Consider the following 18,718-nt stretch of genomic DNA (forward strand, 5'->3'; position numbering starts at 1 on the left):
GTCGTCAAACTCTGCATATGCCGCATAACGTCGGCAAGGCCTTCCTGGCCGGACTGCTCAGCACCGCCTTGGTGATCATGGGAGCGTCGGTTCCGGCGCAGGCCGCGCCGGGCGGCCCCAAGCCCGGGACCGGCCAACGAGAGAAGCTCGACAAGGACGGCGGCCCGGCGGTCGGTCGTGCCCGGACGACGAAGGCCGTACCGAACGCCAAGCCCGCCGCGCCCGTGTGGCCCGGTCCGGGCAGGGCGACGGTGACGCTGCCGACGGACGGCGCGGCAGGCGCGGCGGCAGGTCAGCGCCGCTCCTCGTCCTCGGCGGTGCCCGCTGGTGCCCTGCCGGTGTCGGTCCAGCGGGCGACCGGCACCGCAGGCGCCCGGACCTCGGCGGTCTCCGTTCAACTGCTGGACCGCGCGGCCGTGCCGGCCCGGTGGCGCGACGGACTGATGTTGCGGATCGGCGACGCCGGTCAGGCCGCCGCGCGGTCCACGACACCCGCTCAGCCCGGCGCGGCCACCGTCTCCGTGGACTACCGCGGTTTCCGGGACGCCTTCGGTGGCGACTGGGCATCCCGGCTGCGGCTGTGGCAGGTCCCCGAGTGTGCACTGCGCGACCCGCAGCGGGCCGAGTGCGCGGCCAAGCCCCTGATCTCCACGAACGACGGCGCCTCGGTGACCGCCGACGTGCCGGTGGCCGTCGACAGCGCGGCGGCGCGGACCGCCGGGCAGGCCGGGACGCTCGTCGCGCTCGCCGCGGGCAGCTCGGGTCCGGAGGGTGACTTCTCCGCGACCCCGATGGCGGCCAGCGCCACCTGGTCAGCGGGCACGTCGACCGGCGGCTTCTCCTGGTCGTACCCCATGCGGATGCCGCCGGGCATCGGCGGCCCGGCACCCAGCCTCGGCCTCTCCTACAGCTCGGACGCGGTCGACGGCCAGTCCGACGCGTCGAACAGCCAGCCGTCGTGGGTCGGTGAGGGCTTCAGCCTCTGGTCCGGCTACATCGAGCGCAGCTACGTGCCGTGCGCCGACGACATGAGCGGCGGCAACAACAGCTCCAACCGCACCGGGGACCAGTGCTGGCGCTCCGACAACGCGACGATGTCGCTGAACGGTCGGGGTGGCGAACTGATCTTCGAGGCCGGCAAGGGCTGGCACAGCCGCAACGAGGACGGCACGAAGATCGAGAAGTTGACCGGCACCGCCAACGGTGACGACGACGGTGAGTACTGGAAGGCGACCACGCCCGACGGCACGCAGTACTTCTTCGGCCGCAACACGCTGCCCGGCCAGAGCGCCACCACCGAGTCCGCCTGGACCGTCCCGGTCGCCGGCAACCACGCGAACGAACCGTGCAACGGCTCCTCGTTCGCGTCGTCGTTCTGCAACCAGACCTGGCGGTGGAACCTCGACTACGTCGTCGACCCGCGCGGCAACACCCTGTCGTACTGGTACGAGAAGGAATCCAACTACTACGCCAAGCTCGCCACCTCCACCAACAAGGCGTCCTACGTCCGCGGCGGATCGCTGCGGCGGATCGACTACGGCACCTGGGACCGCAGTTCCACCGACCGCTCGGTCAAGCCCCTGGCCCAGGTCGTCCTCGACGTCGCGGACCGCTGCGTGACCGACTGCTCGAACCGGGGCAACTGGAAGGACGTCCCCTGGGACCAGGAGTGCACGTCGGCCGCGGCGGACTGCAAGGAGAACTACGGTCCGACGTTCTGGACGACCAAGCGGCTCTCGACGGTCACCACGCGCGTCTGGGACACCACGAAGACCACGCCGGACTGGCAGCCGGTGGACTCGTGGACGCTTACGCACTCCTACCCGCCGGTCGGTGACGGCAGCGATCACGCGGGCATGTGGCTGAGCTCGCTGGTGCACAGGGGCCTGGTCGGGGGCACCGTCGTCATGCCACCGGTGACCTTTGAGCCAGTGTCGATGTCGAACCGGGTGTTGACCAAGAACAACACCAGCAACAACCGGATGCGCATCGGCAACATCTTCACCGAGACCGGAGGGCAGATCCAGGTCACGTACAGCCAGGCCGACTGCAAGAGCAACAGCCTTCCGTCGTCCCCGTCGTCCAACACGCGCCTCTGCTACCCGGTGGTCGGCCCCGACCCGTACGTGCCCGGCGCGGAGCTCACCGAGTACTGGCACAAGTACGTCGTCACGCAGGTGTCCGAGTCGGACATCAAGGTGATGGCCGGCGGCACCGACCACGGCCAGCCGGTGCAGAACACCTACTACGCCTATCTGGGCGCTCCCGCCTGGCACTACGCCGACGACAACGGGCTGGTGCAGCCGAAGCGTAAGACCTGGAACCAGTTCCGCGGCTTCGGTCAGGTGGAGGTCCGAAAGGGTGACGCGCCGGCCCAGACGCTGACGCGTACGACGTTCCTGCGCGGCATGCACGGTGACCGGGCGGCGCCGTCCGGCGGCACCCGTAGCGTCACCGTTGGCGCCTCGCTCGGCAGCGAGACCGTGTACGACGAGGACCAGTTCGCCGGGATGGTCCGTGAGCAGGTCGTCTACAACGGCGTCGAGAGCAAGCCGGTCAGCAAGACGGTCAACGTGCCGTGGCGATCGAAGGCGCTCGCGACCCGCACCATCAACAAGGACGTGGTCTCCGCCCACTTCACGAACACCCGGGTCACCTACGAGGCGGTGGCGTTGGGGGTCAACGGGGCATCCGGCTGGCGGACCGGACGTACGGTGACGGACTTCGACGACGACTACGGCAGCACGAAGTCGGTCCAGTCCGACGGCGACGTCGGCAAGACCGGTGACGAGACGTGCACGACCTACCTCTACAACCGCAACACCGGCGCGAACCTGACCGAGACGGTCAAGCAGATCACCGTCAAGGCCCTGCCGTGTGCGACCGCGCCGACCAGCCAGGACGACATCGTCGCGGACGAGCGGAAGTTCTACGACGGCGCGACGAGCGTCGACGCCGCGCCGATCCGCGGTGAGGTCACCCGGATCGACCGGCTGGGGGACTGGTCCGCCGCCGGCGGCACCGTCTGGCAGACCATCAGCCAGGCCACCTTCGACGCCTACGGGCGTCCGGCGACCGCCACCGACGCCCGTGGCCGCACGGTGAAGACGGTGTACACCCCCGCGACAGGTGGACCCGTCACGAGCGTGACCACCCGGACGCCGGACCCGAACGGCGGCACCGTCGACTGGGAGAACACTATCGAGGTACGCCCCTACTGGGGTCAGCCGATCCGCACCAAGGACTACAACGGCAAGCAGGCCGACCTGGTGTACGACCCGATGGGTCGGCTCGCCAAGGGCTGGAAGGTCGGCTGGCCGCAGGCGGATCACCCGAACAGCCCGTCGGTCGAGTACACGTACTACTACGCGCCCAACCGGGACGCCTACCCGTACACGAAGAGCCGGACCCTCAACGCCGGCGGCGGGTACCTGACGTCGTACGAGATCAAGGACGCCTTCCTGCGGCCCCGCCAGACGCAGACAGCCGGCGTGGGCGGCGGCCGGGTCGTCACCGACACCCTCTACGACGCGACCGGCCGGGCCGTGACCTCCTACCAGGCCCACGCCGAGCCGGGCACGCCCGACGGCGCGCTCTGGTGGGAGCCGGAGTGGTCGGTGCCGGCGTTGTCCAAGGCGCTCTACGACAACGCCTCTCGCCCCACCGACCAGGTGTTCTTCGGCACCGACGGTGTCACCAACCTGGTCGAGAAGTGGCGGACCAGGACCGAGTACCTCGGCGACGCCACGAAGGTGACCCCGCCGACGGGTGGCACCGTCACCACCACCACTACCGATGTGCAGGGCCGCACGGTGGAGCTGCGGCAGCAGACCGACCGGACGCAGGTCACGCCGGACCACGTCACGACCTACGCCTACAACCGCAAGGGTCAGCTCACCCTCGTCAAGGACACCGCCGGAAACGAGTGGGTCAACACGTACGACGTCAAGGGTCGCCAGACGAGCGCGAAGGACCCGGACAAGGGCGTCACCACGACCACCTTCACCCAGTACGACCAGGTGGAGACGGTCACCGACGCCAACGGTGTGCTCGTCAACGAGTACGACTCGTCGGGGCGGCGCAAGGGTCTCTACGCCGGCAGCGTGAGCGCCGCCAACAAGCTGGCCGAGTGGAAGTACGACAAGCTCTACACCGGTCAGGTGGTTCGCGGGCAGCTCACCGAGAGCATCCGCTACGAGTCGGCCGGGTCCTCGAACGCCTACAAGTGGCAGGTGCGCGGCTTCAGTGACCGCTACCAGCCCACCGGCACCAACTACGTCATCCCGACCAACGAGGTGGCGAGTCTCGCCGGCACCTGGACCTACGGCTACGAGTACTCGCCCTACGACGGCAGTCCGACGGCTGTCACCTATCCGGCCGGCGGTGGTCTGACCACCGAGAAGGTGCAGACCACGTACGACTCGACGACCGGCCTGCCCACCGAGCTGACCACGAACCTGATCAACGTGGGTCGGTACGTGATCGGCCAGCAGTACACCCAGTACGGCGAGCCGACGCTCACCACCCGCAAGACCGACGGTGGCGTGTACGTCGAGGACAACACCTACTACGACCTCACGACCCGGCGCGTCGACCGGGTGACGGTCACGCCGGAGACCGCCGCCGGCACGGTGGTCGACACCGACTACGAACACGACGCCGCCGGCAACATCCTCTGGATCAAGGACACCCCGCAGGTCGGCGCCGCGGACACCCAGTGCTTCCGCTACGACGACCTGCGCCGGATGACGAACGCGTGGACGCCCAAGGCGGGTGTCGACTGCAAGACGGCTCCGGGCACGGCCAACCTGGGTGGGCCGGCCCCCTACTGGCACGAGTGGACCGTCGACGCGGTCGGCAACCGCAGCACGGAGAAGGTGCACACGGCGGCGGGGGACACCACCCGTACGTACACGTCGCCGGCGAGCGGCAAGAACGCCGTACGACCGCACTCGGTCACCTCGGTCCTGACCGAGGCGCCCGGTCAGGCCGCAGTCACCACCCAGTACGCCTACGACAACGTCGGCAACATGACCTGCCGGCCGGCGGCCGCCACGGCGAACAACTGCGCCAACGGGACCAACTCGCAGACGCTGAAGTGGAACACCGAGGGCAAGCTCGCCTCGGTGAGCGCCGGCGGGCAGACCGTCGAGACCAACATCTACGACGCCGAGGGCGCGCGTCTGATCCGTCGCGACGCCACCGGAAGCACGCTCTACCTGCCGGGCCAGGAGATCCGGCGCGACAACAACTCCGTCGTCACCGGCACCCGCTACTACAGCTTCGCCGGCAGGACGGTCGCCAACCGTACGCCGAGCGCCCTGACCTGGCTCTACTCGGACCACCAGGGCACCCAGCAGACCGGCGTCAACGCGGCGTCCCAGGCGGTCACCGTCCGCCGGCAGACACCGTACGGCGACCCGCGCGGCACCCAGCCGCAGTGGACGAACAGCAAGGGCTTCGTCGGAGGCGACAAGGATCCGACGGGTCTGACCAACGTCGGAGCCCGCCAGTACGACGCCGGTATCGGACGGTTCATCTCCGTCGACCCGGTGCAGGACCTCGCCGACCCGCAGCAGTGGAACGCGTACGCCTACAGCAACAACAACCCGATCACGTTCTCCGACCCGAGCGGCCTGCGGGCCTGCTCCGACGACGCCTGCGGTCCGGGCGCCGACTACGAGGACATGTACGGCAACTACGTCGAGGTCAAGGGCGACAACGACGGTTGCGGTGGTAGCTGCGGCGACGACGACTGGGCCGAAGCCCGCGCCGCGCACGAGGCCGGTGGCGGCAACGGCGGCGGCAGCAAGGGCGGCAAGGGCGGCGGCAAGAACGGTGGCCCCACCGACGAGGAGATCAAGCGGGCCAAGGAGGTCAAGAAGCAGAACGCCATCTCGATCATCATCCAGGCCGGCGGGGAGCTGCTGCTCGACTTCTTCGGCATCAACGACATCCTGGACTGCATCCACGGCGATCTGATGGCCTGTGCCTTCACCCTCGCCGGCATGCTGCCCGTGGGTAAGGCCCTCCAGTTCCTGCGCAAGGCCAAACCGATGGCCAAGACGATCACCAAGGCCGGCAGGGCCCTGTTGAAGTGGACCCAGGAGACGAAGTGGGCTGACGACGTCCTCAAGGCGGCCGAGAGCTGCCTGACGAAACGACACAGTTTCGCGCCGGGGACGAAGGTGGTGCTGGCCAACGGCGGGTACAAGGCCATCGAGGAGTTGCGCGAGGGTGACCTGGTCCTCGCCACCGACCCGGAGACCGGGAGGACCGAGGCTCGCGAGGTCACCAGGACACACCGCAACGAGGACGCGGACCTGACGGATCTGACGGTCAAGGCCGACGGCGCCGAGGCGACGGTCATCAAGACCACCCAGCACCACCCGTTCTGGAGCGAGGACCGCAAGGACTGGATCGACGCGGCCGACGTCCAGGTCGGTGAGGCGCTGCGCGCGCTCGGCGGCACGGCGATCACGGTCCAGGCCGTGCGCTCGTACGCCGGCCTGGAGGCGATGCACGACCTCACGGTCGCCGACATCCACACGTACTACGTGGTGGCCGGTGCCACGCCAGTCCTCGTGCACAACTGCGGCGTGGGACGGGATCTCCTGGGCAATGATGCCGACCACATCCTTGAGGGGCATGCGTGGCCGGGGTTGCCGGGGAAGTCTGCCTTCCCCAAGGAGTGGAGCGACGATGAGGTCCTGGACGCCGTCGCAGATGTGCTCACCGACCCGCAGAGTACGCGCAGCTGGAAGACCGGGTCCGCCCATTACGCTGAGAAGACCCTCCGTACGAGGAAGGGTGATCCCGCCGTTCAGGAGATAATCGGGGAGGTGCGAGGAGTGGTGATCGAGGTCCGTTTCGAACCACTTACCGGTAAGGTCCTCACCGCCTTCCCGAGATGATGAGGACAATATGGAGAGATACCAATACCTGCGTTCTCTCATCTCGGGTCTTCTCGACGAATCTCCGTTGACGTCGACGGAGGTCATCGCCGATGTCCGTCATCTGATGAGCGTGGGCGAGGAGGAATTGGCCTTCGACACGATGTGCTCGTGGCTGTACGAGGATGATCTCCCGATCACCTGCGCCTACTACGAGCGTCTCGTGTCAGCCGCGAAGGAGCTGGGAACGCTGAAGTCGATCAACAAGCTGGACGAGCTCATCGCGGACTAGTGCGTTCGGCAGGCTGTTCGCCCGGCGGGAGTGTGGCGACCGGAGCAGCGGTCGGTGAGGTCGGGTGGGCTCTCTTGGTCAGCGAGCCCACCCGACCGATCACCATCGGGTGTGCGAGCCTGAACCGCAGGCTCACCGGCTGCCGACGGGCTGGACCAGCACCTCGTCGACTCCCCGGCGCGGGGTAGGTCGGCCCGGCTGGCCGTACCCGATGCGCAGCACCATCTGCGGCGTGCCGAACCGCCCCAGCGACACCCGTAGCTGCTCCCGCGCGGTCGGCACCTCGATCGGCTGGGACAGCATCGACACGCTCAACCCGGAGTCGGTGGCGGTGAGCAGCACCCGTTGCAGGGCCTGCCCGGCGACCACCTGGTCGATGGCGGTGTTGCCGACCGAGCCGAGCACGCCCACCAGCGGCTCGGGTTCGAAGTCCCGCCCGGGCGCGCGGTCGCGCCCACCGAAGCCGCGCGCCGGCAGCACGTCCTGCGGCTCGTGCTGCGGGCCGCCGGCCGCGGTGGGCACGCCGTCCGGCGCGGGCTCGTGCCGCAGCCACAGCTCCCGCTCGGCGCGGTATGCCGGGTCGCGCTCCAGCACCCGGTGCGCGCTGCGGGCGATCTCGCCGAACGCGTTCACCGCGCTCACGCCGACCAGCAGTTCCAGCCAGCACCCCTCGGCGCGGGCCGCGTCGCCGAGCCGCCACCGCGCGTCGGACGGCACCGGGTCCGGCCAGAACGGCAGCCGGTTGCTGTACCGGCGGGGGATGGCCACGTGCAGGCTCTGCTCGGCGGGTGTGGGCCGGCGCGGGATGTCCGGCACCAGCCGGGCCAGCAGATCCGGCTCGGACGGGTCCGGGCGCAGCCGCACCTGGGCGGGAACGCCGGCCACGGCCAGCGCGATCCGCAGGTTGAACAGGGCGGCCCCGCACGCGACCCGTACGCCCCAACCGCTCGGATCGGTCGCCGGCAGCCGGCGGGTCGGGTCGGCCAGCACCTCGATGCCGCCGTCGCGCAGCCGGAACCGCCACGGCTGCGTGTTGTGCAGCGACGGCGCCCGGACCGCGTCCGCGGCGGCGGCCCGCAGGTGGGCTGTGGTGTAGCCGATGTCCATGGCGGTGCTCCCTTCCGGTGGGCCGGCCGTCGAGCCGCGACGGCTGGCGCACCCCCACGGTCCGCCCACCGGGTGGGCGCCGAGCAGGGCCGTACGTCCCGATCCACCGGGCCCGACCGCCCGGGCCGAGGCCACCCCGGGTTGGGACCACCCGGGCCGGGACCACCCGGAGCCCGGGCGGGTCGGGACCTTCGGCCCGTGCACCCGTCGCTCGGCACCTGTAGAAACGAGGGATGATCCGCGTCTTCCTCCTCGACGACCACGAGGTCGTCCGCCGTGGCCTGGCCGACCTGCTGCAGAGCAGCGGGGACATCGAGGTGGTCGGCGAGTCCGGCTCCGCGCAGGAGGCGTCCCGCCGCATCCCGGCGCTGCGGCCCGACGTGGCGATCCTCGACGCACGCCTGCCCGACGGCAACGGCATCGACGTGTGCCGCGACATCCGGGCCGTCGACTCGTCCATCAAGGGCCTGATCCTCACCTCGTACGAGGACGACGAGGCGCTGTTCGCCGCGATCATGGCGGGGGCCGCCGGGTACGTGCTCAAGCAGATCCGCGGCACCGACCTGGTCGACGCGGTGCGCCGGGTCGCGGCCGGGCAGTCCCTGCTCGACCCGGCGATCACCACCCGCGTGTTGGAGCGCATCCGCAACGGCGTCGAGCAGCCGCGCGAGTTGAAGTCGCTCACCGAGCAGGAGCGGCGGATCCTGGAGTACGTGGCCGAGGGGCTGACCAACCGCGAGATCGCGGGGAAGATGTTCCTCGCCGAGAAGACGGTGAAGAACTACGTCTCCAGTGTGCTGGCCAAGCTCGGCCTGGAGCGCCGCACCCAGGCCGCCGTCCTGGCCACCCGGCTGCTGGGTAAGACGCCCTGACCCGGCCCGCGCCGGTCAGTCCCGCAGGGGCACCGACCAGCACAGCTCGGTGCCGTGCGGAACGGCCGGGCGGATCGTGAAGATGCCGCCGAGGCGGTCGGCGCGTTCCCGCAGGTTGACGAGGCCACCTCGGGCGGCGGCCGCGTCGCAGCCCACCCCGTCGTCGGTGACCGTCACGCTGACCTGACCGGCGTCGACGCGTACGGCCACGTCGACGCGGGTGGCCCGCGCGTGCCGGACGGTGTTGGACAGCGCCTCGCGCAGCACGGCGGTGAGATCCGGGCGGATGGTGTCCGGCACGGCGCTGTCCACCGGGCCGGTCACCTCCAGGTGCGGCTTGAAGCCCAGCGACTCGGCGGCCAGCTCGATGGCCTCGCGGATCTCGGTGCGCAGCGCGGCGGTCATCGGCGTCCGCAGCTCGAAGATGGTGCGCCGGATGTCGCGGATGGTGGCGTCGAGGTCGTCGACGGCCGCGTTGATCCGTCTGGCGACCTCGGGGCGGGTCATCATCGGCGCGGCGCTCTGCAACTGCAGGCCGGTGGCGAAGAGCCGCTGGATCACCACGTCGTGCAGGTCGCGGGCGATCCGTTCGCGGTCCTCCAGGACCACCAGCAGCTCTCGTTCCTCCTGGCCGCGGGCCCGTTCCATGGCCAGCGCCGCCTGACCGGCGAAGCTGCCGAGCAGCGCCACGTCCTCTTCGCTGGCGCCGCCGCCGCGCTCGGGCCGGTGCGCCACGATCAGCACGCCGTGCAGAGTGTCGGCGGTGGCCAGCGGCGAGACGATCGCGGGCCCGGTGTGCAGCAGCGCCGGCCACGGCGCGGCGTGGGCCAGGTCGTCCACCTGGTCGTGCCGGCCCTCGGCGACGGCCGCCCCGAAGCTGGTGTCGGCGGCCGGTAGGACCGCGCCGACCAGCGCCCGGGCCCGCTCGTCGACGCCGTCGACGACCTCCACGGTGAACTGGGCGGACTCGCTGTCGTGCAGCAGCACCAGCGCCAGCTCCGCCTCGGCAACCTCCCGGGCCCGCCGGGCGACAAGCGCCAATGCGTCGGTGCGGCGTACCTCACCGAGCAGCACAGTGGTGATCTCGGCGGTCGCGGCGAGCCAGCGTTCCCGCCGGTGGGCCAGGGCGTACAGGCGGGCGTTCTCGATGGCCACACCGGCGGCGGCCGCGAGCGCGACGACGATCTCCTCGTCGTCCTCGGTGAACTGCGCGCCGCCCTGCTTCTCGGCCAGGTAGAGGTTGCCGAACACCTGCTCCCGGATGAGCACCGGCACGCCCAGGAAGCTGTGCATGGGCGGGTGGTTGGCGGGGAAGCCGTAGGAGCGCGGGTGCTGGGTGATGTCCGGCATGCGCAGCGGGCGCGGATCGTCGATGAGCAGGCCGAGCACGCCCCGCCCGTGCGGCAGGTCGCCGATCTGCGCGTGCTGCTCGGGCGTGATGCCGTGCACGATGAAGTCGTGCAGCAGATGGTCCGGGCCGACCACGCCCAGCGCGCCGTACCGGGCGCCGACCAGCTCGCAGGCCGCCTGCACGATGCGGCGCAGGGTGGTGCGCAGATCCAGGTTGGTGCCGATGCCGACGACCGCGTCGAGCAGCGCACGCAGCCGCTCCCGGCTGGTCATCACCTCGCCGACCCGGTCCAGCATCTCCTGGAGCAGTTCGTCGAGGCGGACCCGGGACAGGGGGCTCAGCCCGAGCGACGGCGTCACCGGGGACTCCGGGCGGGGCTGCGGAACGCTGCTGGTCACCGCGCGATCGTAGCGCCGGCGTACACCGTCGATCTGCCCCCGTCAGGCCCGCTCGCCGCGCACCGCTGAGGTGTCCACCACCTGCTCGCCGGTCAGTCGCGGGGTGTGCGGTGGGCCGGCGTGTGCCGGGTCCGCGATCCCCATGCGCAGCACGAGGTACGGGTAGCCGATGCCGGCGAGCATCTGGCGCAGGGTCTGCCGGGTGCCAGGGACCTCCACCACCGCGCTGAGCGGCACCATCGACACGCCGAGTCGGGTGGCGGTCAGCCAGGCGGCGGAGAGGGCTTCACCGGCGCGCAGCCAGCTGTCCCGCTCGTCCTCGTCGCCGTGCAGCAGCGCGTACACCGCCGCGCGGTCGTGACCGGGGCCGACCGGCAGGCTGCCGGGGCGGCCGAAGTCGCGGCCCGGCACGGTTGTCTGCGGCGGCTGCTCGGGCAGCACCTCGGCCGGCAGGCCGGTGCCGGTGCCAGCCCGGCTGGTCCAGTACGCCAGTTCGGCGCGCAGCTCCGGGTCCTCGGCCTCGACCGTGTCGGCGTGCCCGGCCGTGGCGGCCAACTCCAGCAACTGGTCGCGGTCGAGGACCTGGAGTCGGCCGCCCTCGGCGGTGACCGCTCGCGCGATCTCCCCGATCGCGTCGGTGGGCACCGGCTCGTCGCTGACCGGCCGCCGGTCGGTGTGCCGCACCGACATGCACTGCACCATGCGCATGGCGTCCGGGTCGGCGGCCGTCCGGCTCAGGTCGGTCAGGCGTGCCAGCAGGCTGGGGTCGCCCGGGTCGGGCAGGCGCTGCACCACCGCGCGCCAGCCCTCGGCGGCGAGCGCCAGCCGGGCGTGGTGCAGGGCGGCGCCGCAGCTGATCGCCAGGAGTCGTCCCTCCGGATCGCTGGCGGTGAGCTGCCGGTCGGCGACCGTGTGCAGCTCCAGCGCGTCGGGGAGCACCCGCCAGCGCCACGGCTGCGTGTTGTGCACCGAGGGGGCGTGGCCGGCGGTGGTGGCGGCCTCCGCCAGCGCGGTCGTCAGCTGACTGTCCTGACTCATCGTCACGACCTTTCCGTCTCTGCCCATCGTGCCTCACCTGGCGTGGTCGCGCGGTGTGTTGCCGCTCCATCCTGCGGCATCGGCCGGGGGCGTGCAGGGGCCAGAGGTCCCGACCGCGGTGGGTCGTTGCGCCTCCCCGGACGGGCCGGCCGACACCCGTCGCGCCGCCGCCCAGGGCGGGAAAAACCGTGCGGTGTGCCGTCGAGGAGGGTCGTGGGCTGCGACGATTCGCAGGTGGCAGCCGAGTCGACCGAGTGCGTGCCGGAGCGGCCGGCCCGCAGCCGCATCCGGCGGTGGGGAACGTGGACGCCGCTGGTCGGGCTGGGCGTCGCGGTGCTGGCGGGCGCGGCGCTGCGGATCGCGGGCCGCCCCGGCGCCGCCGACCTGATCTGGGCCGCCGTCACGGTGGCCGCGCTGCTGCCCGCCGTCTGGTCGATGCTGCGGGCGTTCTGGCACCGGCACTTCGGTGTGGACGTGATCGCCGTACTGGCCCTGGCCGGTGCGCTCGGCGTCGGCGAGTACCTGGCCGGGGCGGTGATCGCCGTGATGGTGGCGACCGGACGGTCGCTGGAGGCGTACGCGCAGCGCCGGGCGACGCGCGACCTGCGGGCCCTGCTGGAGCGGGCCCCGCGTACCGCGCGTCGGCGGGGGCCGGGCGGCACGATCGAGGTGGTGCCGCTGGACCGGGTGGCGGCGGCGGATCGGCTGCTGGTCGGGCCCGGTGACGTGGTGCCTGTCGACGGGACCGTCGACGAGGCGGCCACGCTGGACGAGTCGGTGGTGACCGGCGAGTCGCGGCTGGTCCAGCGGGCGGCGGGCGAGGCGGTGGCCAGTGGCGTGGTCAACGCCGGCGCGGGGTTCGGCATGCGGGCGACGAAGAACGCGGCGCAGAGCACGTACGCGGGGATCGTCCGGTTGGCCGAGGAGGCGACCGCCCACCGGGCCCCGATGGTCCGGCTCGCGGACCGGTACGCCGCCGCGTTCGTGCCGTTCACGCTGGTGCTGGCCGGGCTGGCGTGGCTGCTCTCCGGCGACGTGGTCCGGGCGGTGGCGGTGCTGGTGGTGGCCACCCCCTGCCCGCTGCTGCTGGCCACCCCGATCGCGATCGTGTCCGGGTTGTCCCGGGTGGCCCGGCGCGGGGTGCTGGTCCGCGACGGTGGCGCGTTGGAGCTGCTCGGACGGGCCCGGACGCTGCTGGTGGACAAGACCGGCACGTTGACGGCCGGCCGCCCGCGTACCGCCGAGACGGTGGTCGCGCCGGGCGGTGACCGGGACGAGGTGCTGCGGCTCGCCGCATCGGTGGAGCAGCTCTCCCCGCACGTGCTGGCCACCGCCCTGGTCCGGCACGCCCGCGAGCGGGGGCTGGCGCTGACCGAGCCGACCGGGGTGACCGAGGAGCCGGGGCGCGGCGTCAGCGGCCGGGTCGACGGGCGGCTCATCCGGGTCGGGCAGCTCGCCGGCGAGTTGCCCGAGTGGGCCGACCGGGCGCGGTCCCGCACCGAGCTGGCCGGCTGGTCCGCGGTGTGGGTCAGCGAGGACGGCGGCCCGCTCGGCGCGATCCTGCTGGAGGATCCGGTACGCCCCGACGCCCGCCGGACCGTACGCCGGCTGCGCGCGGCGGGGCTGCGGCGCATCGTGATGGTCACCGGCGACCGGCCGGCGACCGCCGCGCAGGTCGCCGAGGCCGTCGATGTGGACGACGTGCTCGCCCGCTGCACGCCGCAGGAGAAGGTGGGCCGGGTCCGGGCGGAGGCCGACCGGGCCGTCACGGTGATGGTCGGTGACGGGGTGAACGACGCCCCGGCGCTGGCTCAGGCGCACGTCGGTGTCGCGATGGGCGCTACGGGCGCCAGCGCCTCCGCGGACGTGGCGGATGCGGTGCTCACCGTGGACCGGTTGGACCGGCTCGCCGACGCGGTCGAGATCGCCCGCTACGCACGCCGGATCGCGGTGCAGAGCGCCACCGTCGGGATGGGCCTCGCGGTGCTGGCGATGCTCGTGGCGGCGGTCGGCCGGCTGCCCCCGGTCGCCGGCGCGTTCCTCCAGGAGGGCATCGACGTGCTGGTGATCCTCAACGCGCTGCGGGCCCTCGGTGGTGGGCTGCGCCGTCGGGACGTCCCGCCGCGTACCCGGGAGCTGCTCGCCCGCTACGCCGGGGAACACCAGGAGGTACGCGATGTGCTGGCCGGGCTGCGCGACACCGCCGACCTGGTCGCCACCGACCCGGCCTCCCCGAGGTGCCTGCCGGCGGTACGCGAGACGCACCGCCGGCTGACCGAACGGGTGCTGCCGCACGAGGCCGCCGAGGAACGGCAGCTCTATCCCGCCCTGGCCGACCCGCTGGGCAGCGGCGAGGCGACCTCGACGATGAGCCGGGCACACGTGGAGATCCGCCGACAGGTCGACCTGCTGGGCGCGCAGCTCGCCCAGACCGCCGACGGCCGGCTGCGCCCGGATCAGGTGCCCGACCTGCTCGCCACCCTCTACGGGTTGGACGCGGTGCTGCGTCTGCACCTGGCCCAGGAAGAGGAGGAGTTCTTCTCGCTCGACCCGTCCGACCCGGTGCCCGAACGCCGCTGAGAGCTGCCGCTCAGCGTTCGCGGACGACCGCGACCGGGCAGCCGGCGTGCTGGATCACCTGCTGGCTGACCGAGCCGAGCAGCATCCCGGCCAGCCCACCCCGGCCCCGACTGCCGACCACCACCAACTGCGCGGACCGGCTCGACTCGATGAGCGTCCCGGCCGGACTGCCCGCGACGAGGTCGAGCGTGATGTCCAGCTCGGGGAACGTCCGCCGCCACGGCTCCAGCGCCTCCTCGACGGCGGCCTGCTCGTCCGGCGCTCCGGCCGCCCCACCGGGGCCGGGGGTCCAGGCGTGCAGCACGCGCAGCGGCACCCGACGTTGGGCGGCCCGCTCGGCCGCGAACCCGAGCGCCACCAGCGACGGCTCCGAACCGTCCACCCCGACCGCCACCGGGGCCGGTGGCCCGCTGGCGGTCCCGTCGCGGACCACCACGACCGGGCAGTGCGCGTGCGCGGCGACCGCCACCGCCGTCGACCCGGCCAGCAGCCCGCCGAACCCGCCGTGGCCCCGGCTGCCGAGCACCAGCAGCCCCGCGTCGGTCGAGCGCTCCTGCAACACCAGGGCCGGCGGCCCGTCGTACACCTCGCTGGTGATCGTCAGGCCGGGGTGTGCGGCGGTGGCGTCCGCCGCAGCCTTGCGGACCAGGTCGTCCGCCTGCCGCCGGGCGGTGTCGTCCGGCCAGACGCCGGGCGCCACGCCCGGACCGACCCAACTGGCAACTGTCAGCCACTCGAAGACGTACGCCAGCCGCACCGGCTGGCCGCTGTGCTCGGCCTCGGCCAGCGCCCAGGTAAGGGCCACCGACGCGTCGGTGGAGCCGTCGTAGCCGACCAGGATCTCCGCGTCCCGCACGTCGTCCTCCTCAGGGGTTCATCGGGTCGGTCTCGCGGACCCAGCGCCACTCGGCGACCCGGGGGTCGTCCTCGCCGTGTTCGCGCGTGTAGTCGCGGGCGGCCTGGCGCGCGTCGACCATCTGCTGGCGCAGGTGCGCGGCGCGGGCGCCGAGGCCGGGCACCCGGTCGATGACGTCGATGACCAGGTGGAACCGGTCCAGGTCGTTGAGCATCACCATGTCGAACGGAGTGGTGGTGGTGCCCTCCTCCTTGTACCCGCGCACGTGCAGGTTGTCATGGTTGGAGCGGCGGTAGGTCAGGCGGTGGATCAGCCACGGGTAGCCGTGGTAGGCGAAGATGACGGGCCGGTCCGCGGTGAAGATGGTGTCAAATTCCTTGTCCGGCAGGCCGTGCGGGTGTTCGGTGTCCGGCTGCAGGCGCATCAGGTCGACCACGTTGACCAGCCGCACCTTCAGCTCCGGCAGGTGCTCGCGCAGCAGTTCGGTGGCGGCCAGTGTCTCCAGGGTGGGCACGTCACCGCAGCAGGCCAGGACGACGTCCGGCTCGCTGCCGCCGTCGCTGCTGGCCCACTCCCAGATGCCCAGGCCGCGCCGGGTGTGCTGGATCGCCTCCTGCATCGTCAGCCAGTTCGGCGACGGCTGCTTACCGGCCACCACGACGTTGATGTAGTGCCGGCTGCGCAGGCAGTGGTCCATGGTGGAGAGCAAGGTGTTCGCGTCCGGCGGCAGGTAGACCCGCACCACCTCGGCCTTCTTGTTGACCACGTGGTCGATGAAGCCCGGGTCCTGGTGCGAGAAGCCGTTGTGGTCCTGCCGCCAGACATGGCTGGACAACAGGTAGTTCAGCGAGGCGAGGGGCTGGCGCCAGGGAATCGCCCGGGTCACCTTCAGCCACTTGGCGTGCTGGTTGACCATCGAGTCGACGATGTGGATGAACGCCTCGTAGCTGGTGAACACGCCGTGCCTGCCGGTCAGCAGGTAACCCTCCAGCCAGCCCTGGCACAGGTGCTCGGAGAGCACCTCCATGACCCGGCCGTCGGGGGAGAGGTGGTCGTCGCCGGGGACGGTGCGAGCGACCCAGGCACGGTCGGTCACCTCGAAGGCGGCGCCCAACCGGTTGGACGCGACCTCGTCCGGGCCGAACAGCCGGAACGTCTGCGGGTTGGCGATGATCACGTCACGGATCCACGGTCCGAGGACCCCTGTCGCGCCGGCCATCGGCTGGCCCGGCTCGGGGACGTCCACGCCGTAGTCGCGGAAGTCGGGCAGGGTCAGGTCGCGCAGGACCACGCCGCCGTTGGTGACCGGGTTGGCGCTCATCCGCCGGTCACCGCGGGGCGGCAGCGTCCGCAGCTCCTCGACCGGGGCGCCGGTGGCGTCGAACAGCTCCTCCGGCCGGTAGCTGCGCAGCCAGTGCTCCAGCTCGTCCAGGTGGGCGGGGTTGTCGCGGACGCCCGACAGTGGCACCTGGTGGGCGTGGTACGTGCCCTCCACCTGGGTGCCGTCGACCTCGCGCGGGCCCGTCCAGCCCTTCGGCGTCCGCAGCACGATCATCGGCCAGCGGGGGCGCTCGACGACACCACCGGAACGGGCCCGCCGCTGGATCTCGGCGATCTCGTCCAGCGCCCGGTCCAGCGTCGCGGCGAGGGTGCGGTGCACCACGGCCGGGTCGTCGCCGGACACCACGTACGGCTGGTAGCCCGAACCCCGCATGATGTCGAGCAGGTCGGCCTCGGGGATCCGGGCCAGCACGGTCGGGTTGGCGATCTTGTAGCCGTTGAGGTGCAGGATGGGCAGCACCGCGCCGTCGCGGGCCGGGTTCAGGAAGACGTTGGAGAGCCAACTGCCGGCCAGCGGCCCGGTCTCCGCCTCGCCGTCGCCGACGACGCAGGCCACCACGAGGTCCGGGTTGTCGAACGCGGCGCCGTAGGCGTGGCTCAGGGCGTACCCGAGCTCGCCGCCCTCGTGGATCGAGCCCGGCACGTCCGCCGCGACGTGGCTGGGAATGCCGCCCGGGAAGGAGAACTGCCGGAACAGCCGGGCCATCCCGGCCTCGTCGCGCGCCACATCGTGGTAGCGCTCCGACCAGGTGCCCTCCAGCCAGGTGTTGGCCACGATCGCCGGGCCGCCGTGCCCGGGGCCGGTGACCAGCATCGCGTTCAGGTCGCGGGCGACGATCACACGGTTGAGGTGCGCGTAGATCAGGTTGAGCCCGGGGCTGGTGCCCCAGTGCCCGAGCAGCCGTGGCTTGATGTCGTCGGGGGTCAGCGGCTCGCGCAGCAGGGGGTTGCCCAGCAGGTAGATCTGCCCGACGGTGAGGTAGTTCGCGGCACGCCAGTAGGCGTCCAGTCGGCGCAGCTCGTCGTCGGTGAGTGCGCGCTGCACGTCGAGAGCGATGTCCATCTGCTGCCTCTCGCGGGTAGTGGGCGGGTCTCGGTGTCCAGCCTCGCCGCCGCCGACGCGGCCGGTCAGGGCCGTTGGTCCCGGGCCGGGCGGGCGTCGGGCCCGGTGAGTGGCATCTCGGCCAGGCCGCGTACGACGACCACCGGGGCGGGGGAGTGGTAGAGCAGGGACTGGGCGACCGCGCCGAGCATGGCTCGTCCCGGTTCGTCGCCCCGGGCGGCGACAACCGCCACCTGCGCCGACCGGGACGTGTCGACGAGCACCTGCCCGGGATCACCGCGGACGACCCGGCACTCGGTGGGCACCCCGCTGTGGGGGTCGGCGTGGCGGGCCAGTGCCTCGCTGAGCTGCTCGGCGACCGCGTCGGTGTCCTCGTCGCTCTCGACCACCCGCAGCGCCACGAGGCGGGCGTCGCGCCCGCGGGCGCAGTCCACTGCCCACCGCAGGGCGAGGTGTGAGCTGGGGGAGCCGTCCACCCCGACCAGGACGGGGCCCTGCGGCGGCGGTTCGCGGCGGACCACCAGCAGCGGGCAGTTGGCTCGCGCGGCCAACTGCACGGCGGACGTCTCGGCCGGGACGCACTGGCCGCTGCCGGCCATTCCGCTGTCGCCGACGGCCAGCAGGAAGGCCGTCTCGGACCGGCGGATGAGGGTGGGCAGCAGGCCGCTCTCGACGATCTCGGCGCGTACGGTCAGGCCGGGTTCGACCTGGTGGGCGAGCTGGGCGGCCCGGGTGATCAGGTTCTCGGCCTCGTCCCGCGGCGCGGCGACGGTCTCCGCCGCGAAGGCCGCCTGCCAGTCGAAGGTGTGTATGACGTGCAGGGGTCGGTCGTGTCCGGCGGCTTCCTGCGCGGCCTGCTCCACGACCGGAAGGTCACCGTCCGAGCCGAGGCCGACCAGCACCTCCGCGTCGGCGGATACCGCCATC

9 protein-coding genes and 1 pseudogene are annotated in these 18,718 nt (G+C 72.1%); 4 read left to right on the plus strand and 6 right to left on the minus strand.

What is annotated here, in order from left to right; all coding sequences use genetic code 11:
• Window positions 1–17: 17 nt before the first annotated feature.
• Window positions 18–6,914 carry a polymorphic toxin-type HINT domain-containing protein gene (locus tag B0E54_RS02610; RefSeq protein ID WP_234581611.1) on the plus strand — a complete coding sequence of 2,299 codons (6,897 nt, stop codon included), beginning with the start codon at window positions 18–20 and terminating at the stop codon, window positions 6,912–6,914.
• Window positions 6,915–6,924: 10 nt separating this feature from the next.
• Window positions 6,925–7,185, plus strand: coding sequence for a MafI family immunity protein (locus B0E54_RS02615; RefSeq protein ID WP_234581612.1), 261 nt, complete (start codon window positions 6,925–6,927; stop codon window positions 7,183–7,185).
• A 132-nt stretch (window positions 7,186–7,317) separates the two neighbouring features.
• Here B0E54_RS02615 and B0E54_RS02620 read toward each other — a convergent pair whose 3' ends face one another.
• On the minus strand, window positions 7,318–8,292 hold the full coding sequence (locus tag B0E54_RS02620) for a nitroreductase (protein ID WP_234581613.1): 975 nt from the start codon (window positions 8,290–8,292) through the stop codon (window positions 7,318–7,320).
• 233 nt (window positions 8,293–8,525) lie between these two features.
• Between B0E54_RS02620 and B0E54_RS02625 the strand changes: the two genes are divergently transcribed.
• Window positions 8,526–9,164 carry a response regulator transcription factor gene (locus B0E54_RS02625; RefSeq protein ID WP_234581614.1) on the plus strand — a complete coding sequence of 213 codons (639 nt, stop codon included), beginning with the start codon at window positions 8,526–8,528 and terminating at the stop codon, window positions 9,162–9,164.
• A 15-nt stretch (window positions 9,165–9,179) separates the two neighbouring features.
• On the opposite strand, the gene B0E54_RS02630 is transcribed toward B0E54_RS02625, so the two are convergent.
• Window positions 9,180–10,856: a GAF domain-containing protein gene (locus B0E54_RS02630; protein WP_374109236.1), complete on the minus strand. Its 1,677-nt coding sequence runs from the start codon at window positions 10,854–10,856 to the stop codon at window positions 9,180–9,182.
• A 99-nt stretch (window positions 10,857–10,955) separates the two neighbouring features.
• Window positions 10,956–12,044: pseudogene (locus tag B0E54_RS02635) on the minus strand (nitroreductase family protein); the annotation flags it as partial.
• 141 nt (window positions 12,045–12,185) lie between these two features.
• Here B0E54_RS02635 and B0E54_RS02640 point away from each other — a divergent pair.
• Entirely contained in the window at window positions 12,186–14,531 is a 2,346-nt protein-coding gene (locus B0E54_RS02640; RefSeq protein ID WP_308195327.1) for a heavy metal translocating P-type ATPase, read from the plus strand.
• A gap of 10 nt (window positions 14,532–14,541) precedes the next feature.
• On the opposite strand, the gene B0E54_RS02650 is transcribed toward B0E54_RS02640, so the two are convergent.
• The 3 genes from B0E54_RS02650 to B0E54_RS02660 form a co-directional block, all read right to left on the minus strand.
• A complete protein-coding gene (locus tag B0E54_RS02650; protein WP_234581616.1) occupies window positions 14,542–15,387 on the minus strand; it encodes a universal stress protein in 846 nt (281 codons plus the stop codon).
• A 10-nt stretch (window positions 15,388–15,397) separates the two neighbouring features.
• The gene (locus tag B0E54_RS02655) at window positions 15,398–17,791 is read right to left on the minus strand and encodes a phosphoketolase (protein ID WP_234581617.1); all 2,394 of its coding nucleotides are present in this window, start codon (window positions 17,789–17,791) and stop codon (window positions 15,398–15,400) included.
• Between the two features lie 65 nt (window positions 17,792–17,856).
• Entirely contained in the window at window positions 17,857–18,717 is an 861-nt protein-coding gene (locus tag B0E54_RS02660; protein ID WP_234581618.1) for a universal stress protein, read from the minus strand.
• Window position 18,718 lies beyond the last annotated feature (1 nt).

This window comes from Micromonospora sp. MH99 (assembly GCF_021442385.1).
In the GTDB taxonomy this organism is placed as follows: domain Bacteria; phylum Actinomycetota; class Actinomycetes; order Mycobacteriales; family Micromonosporaceae; genus Micromonospora.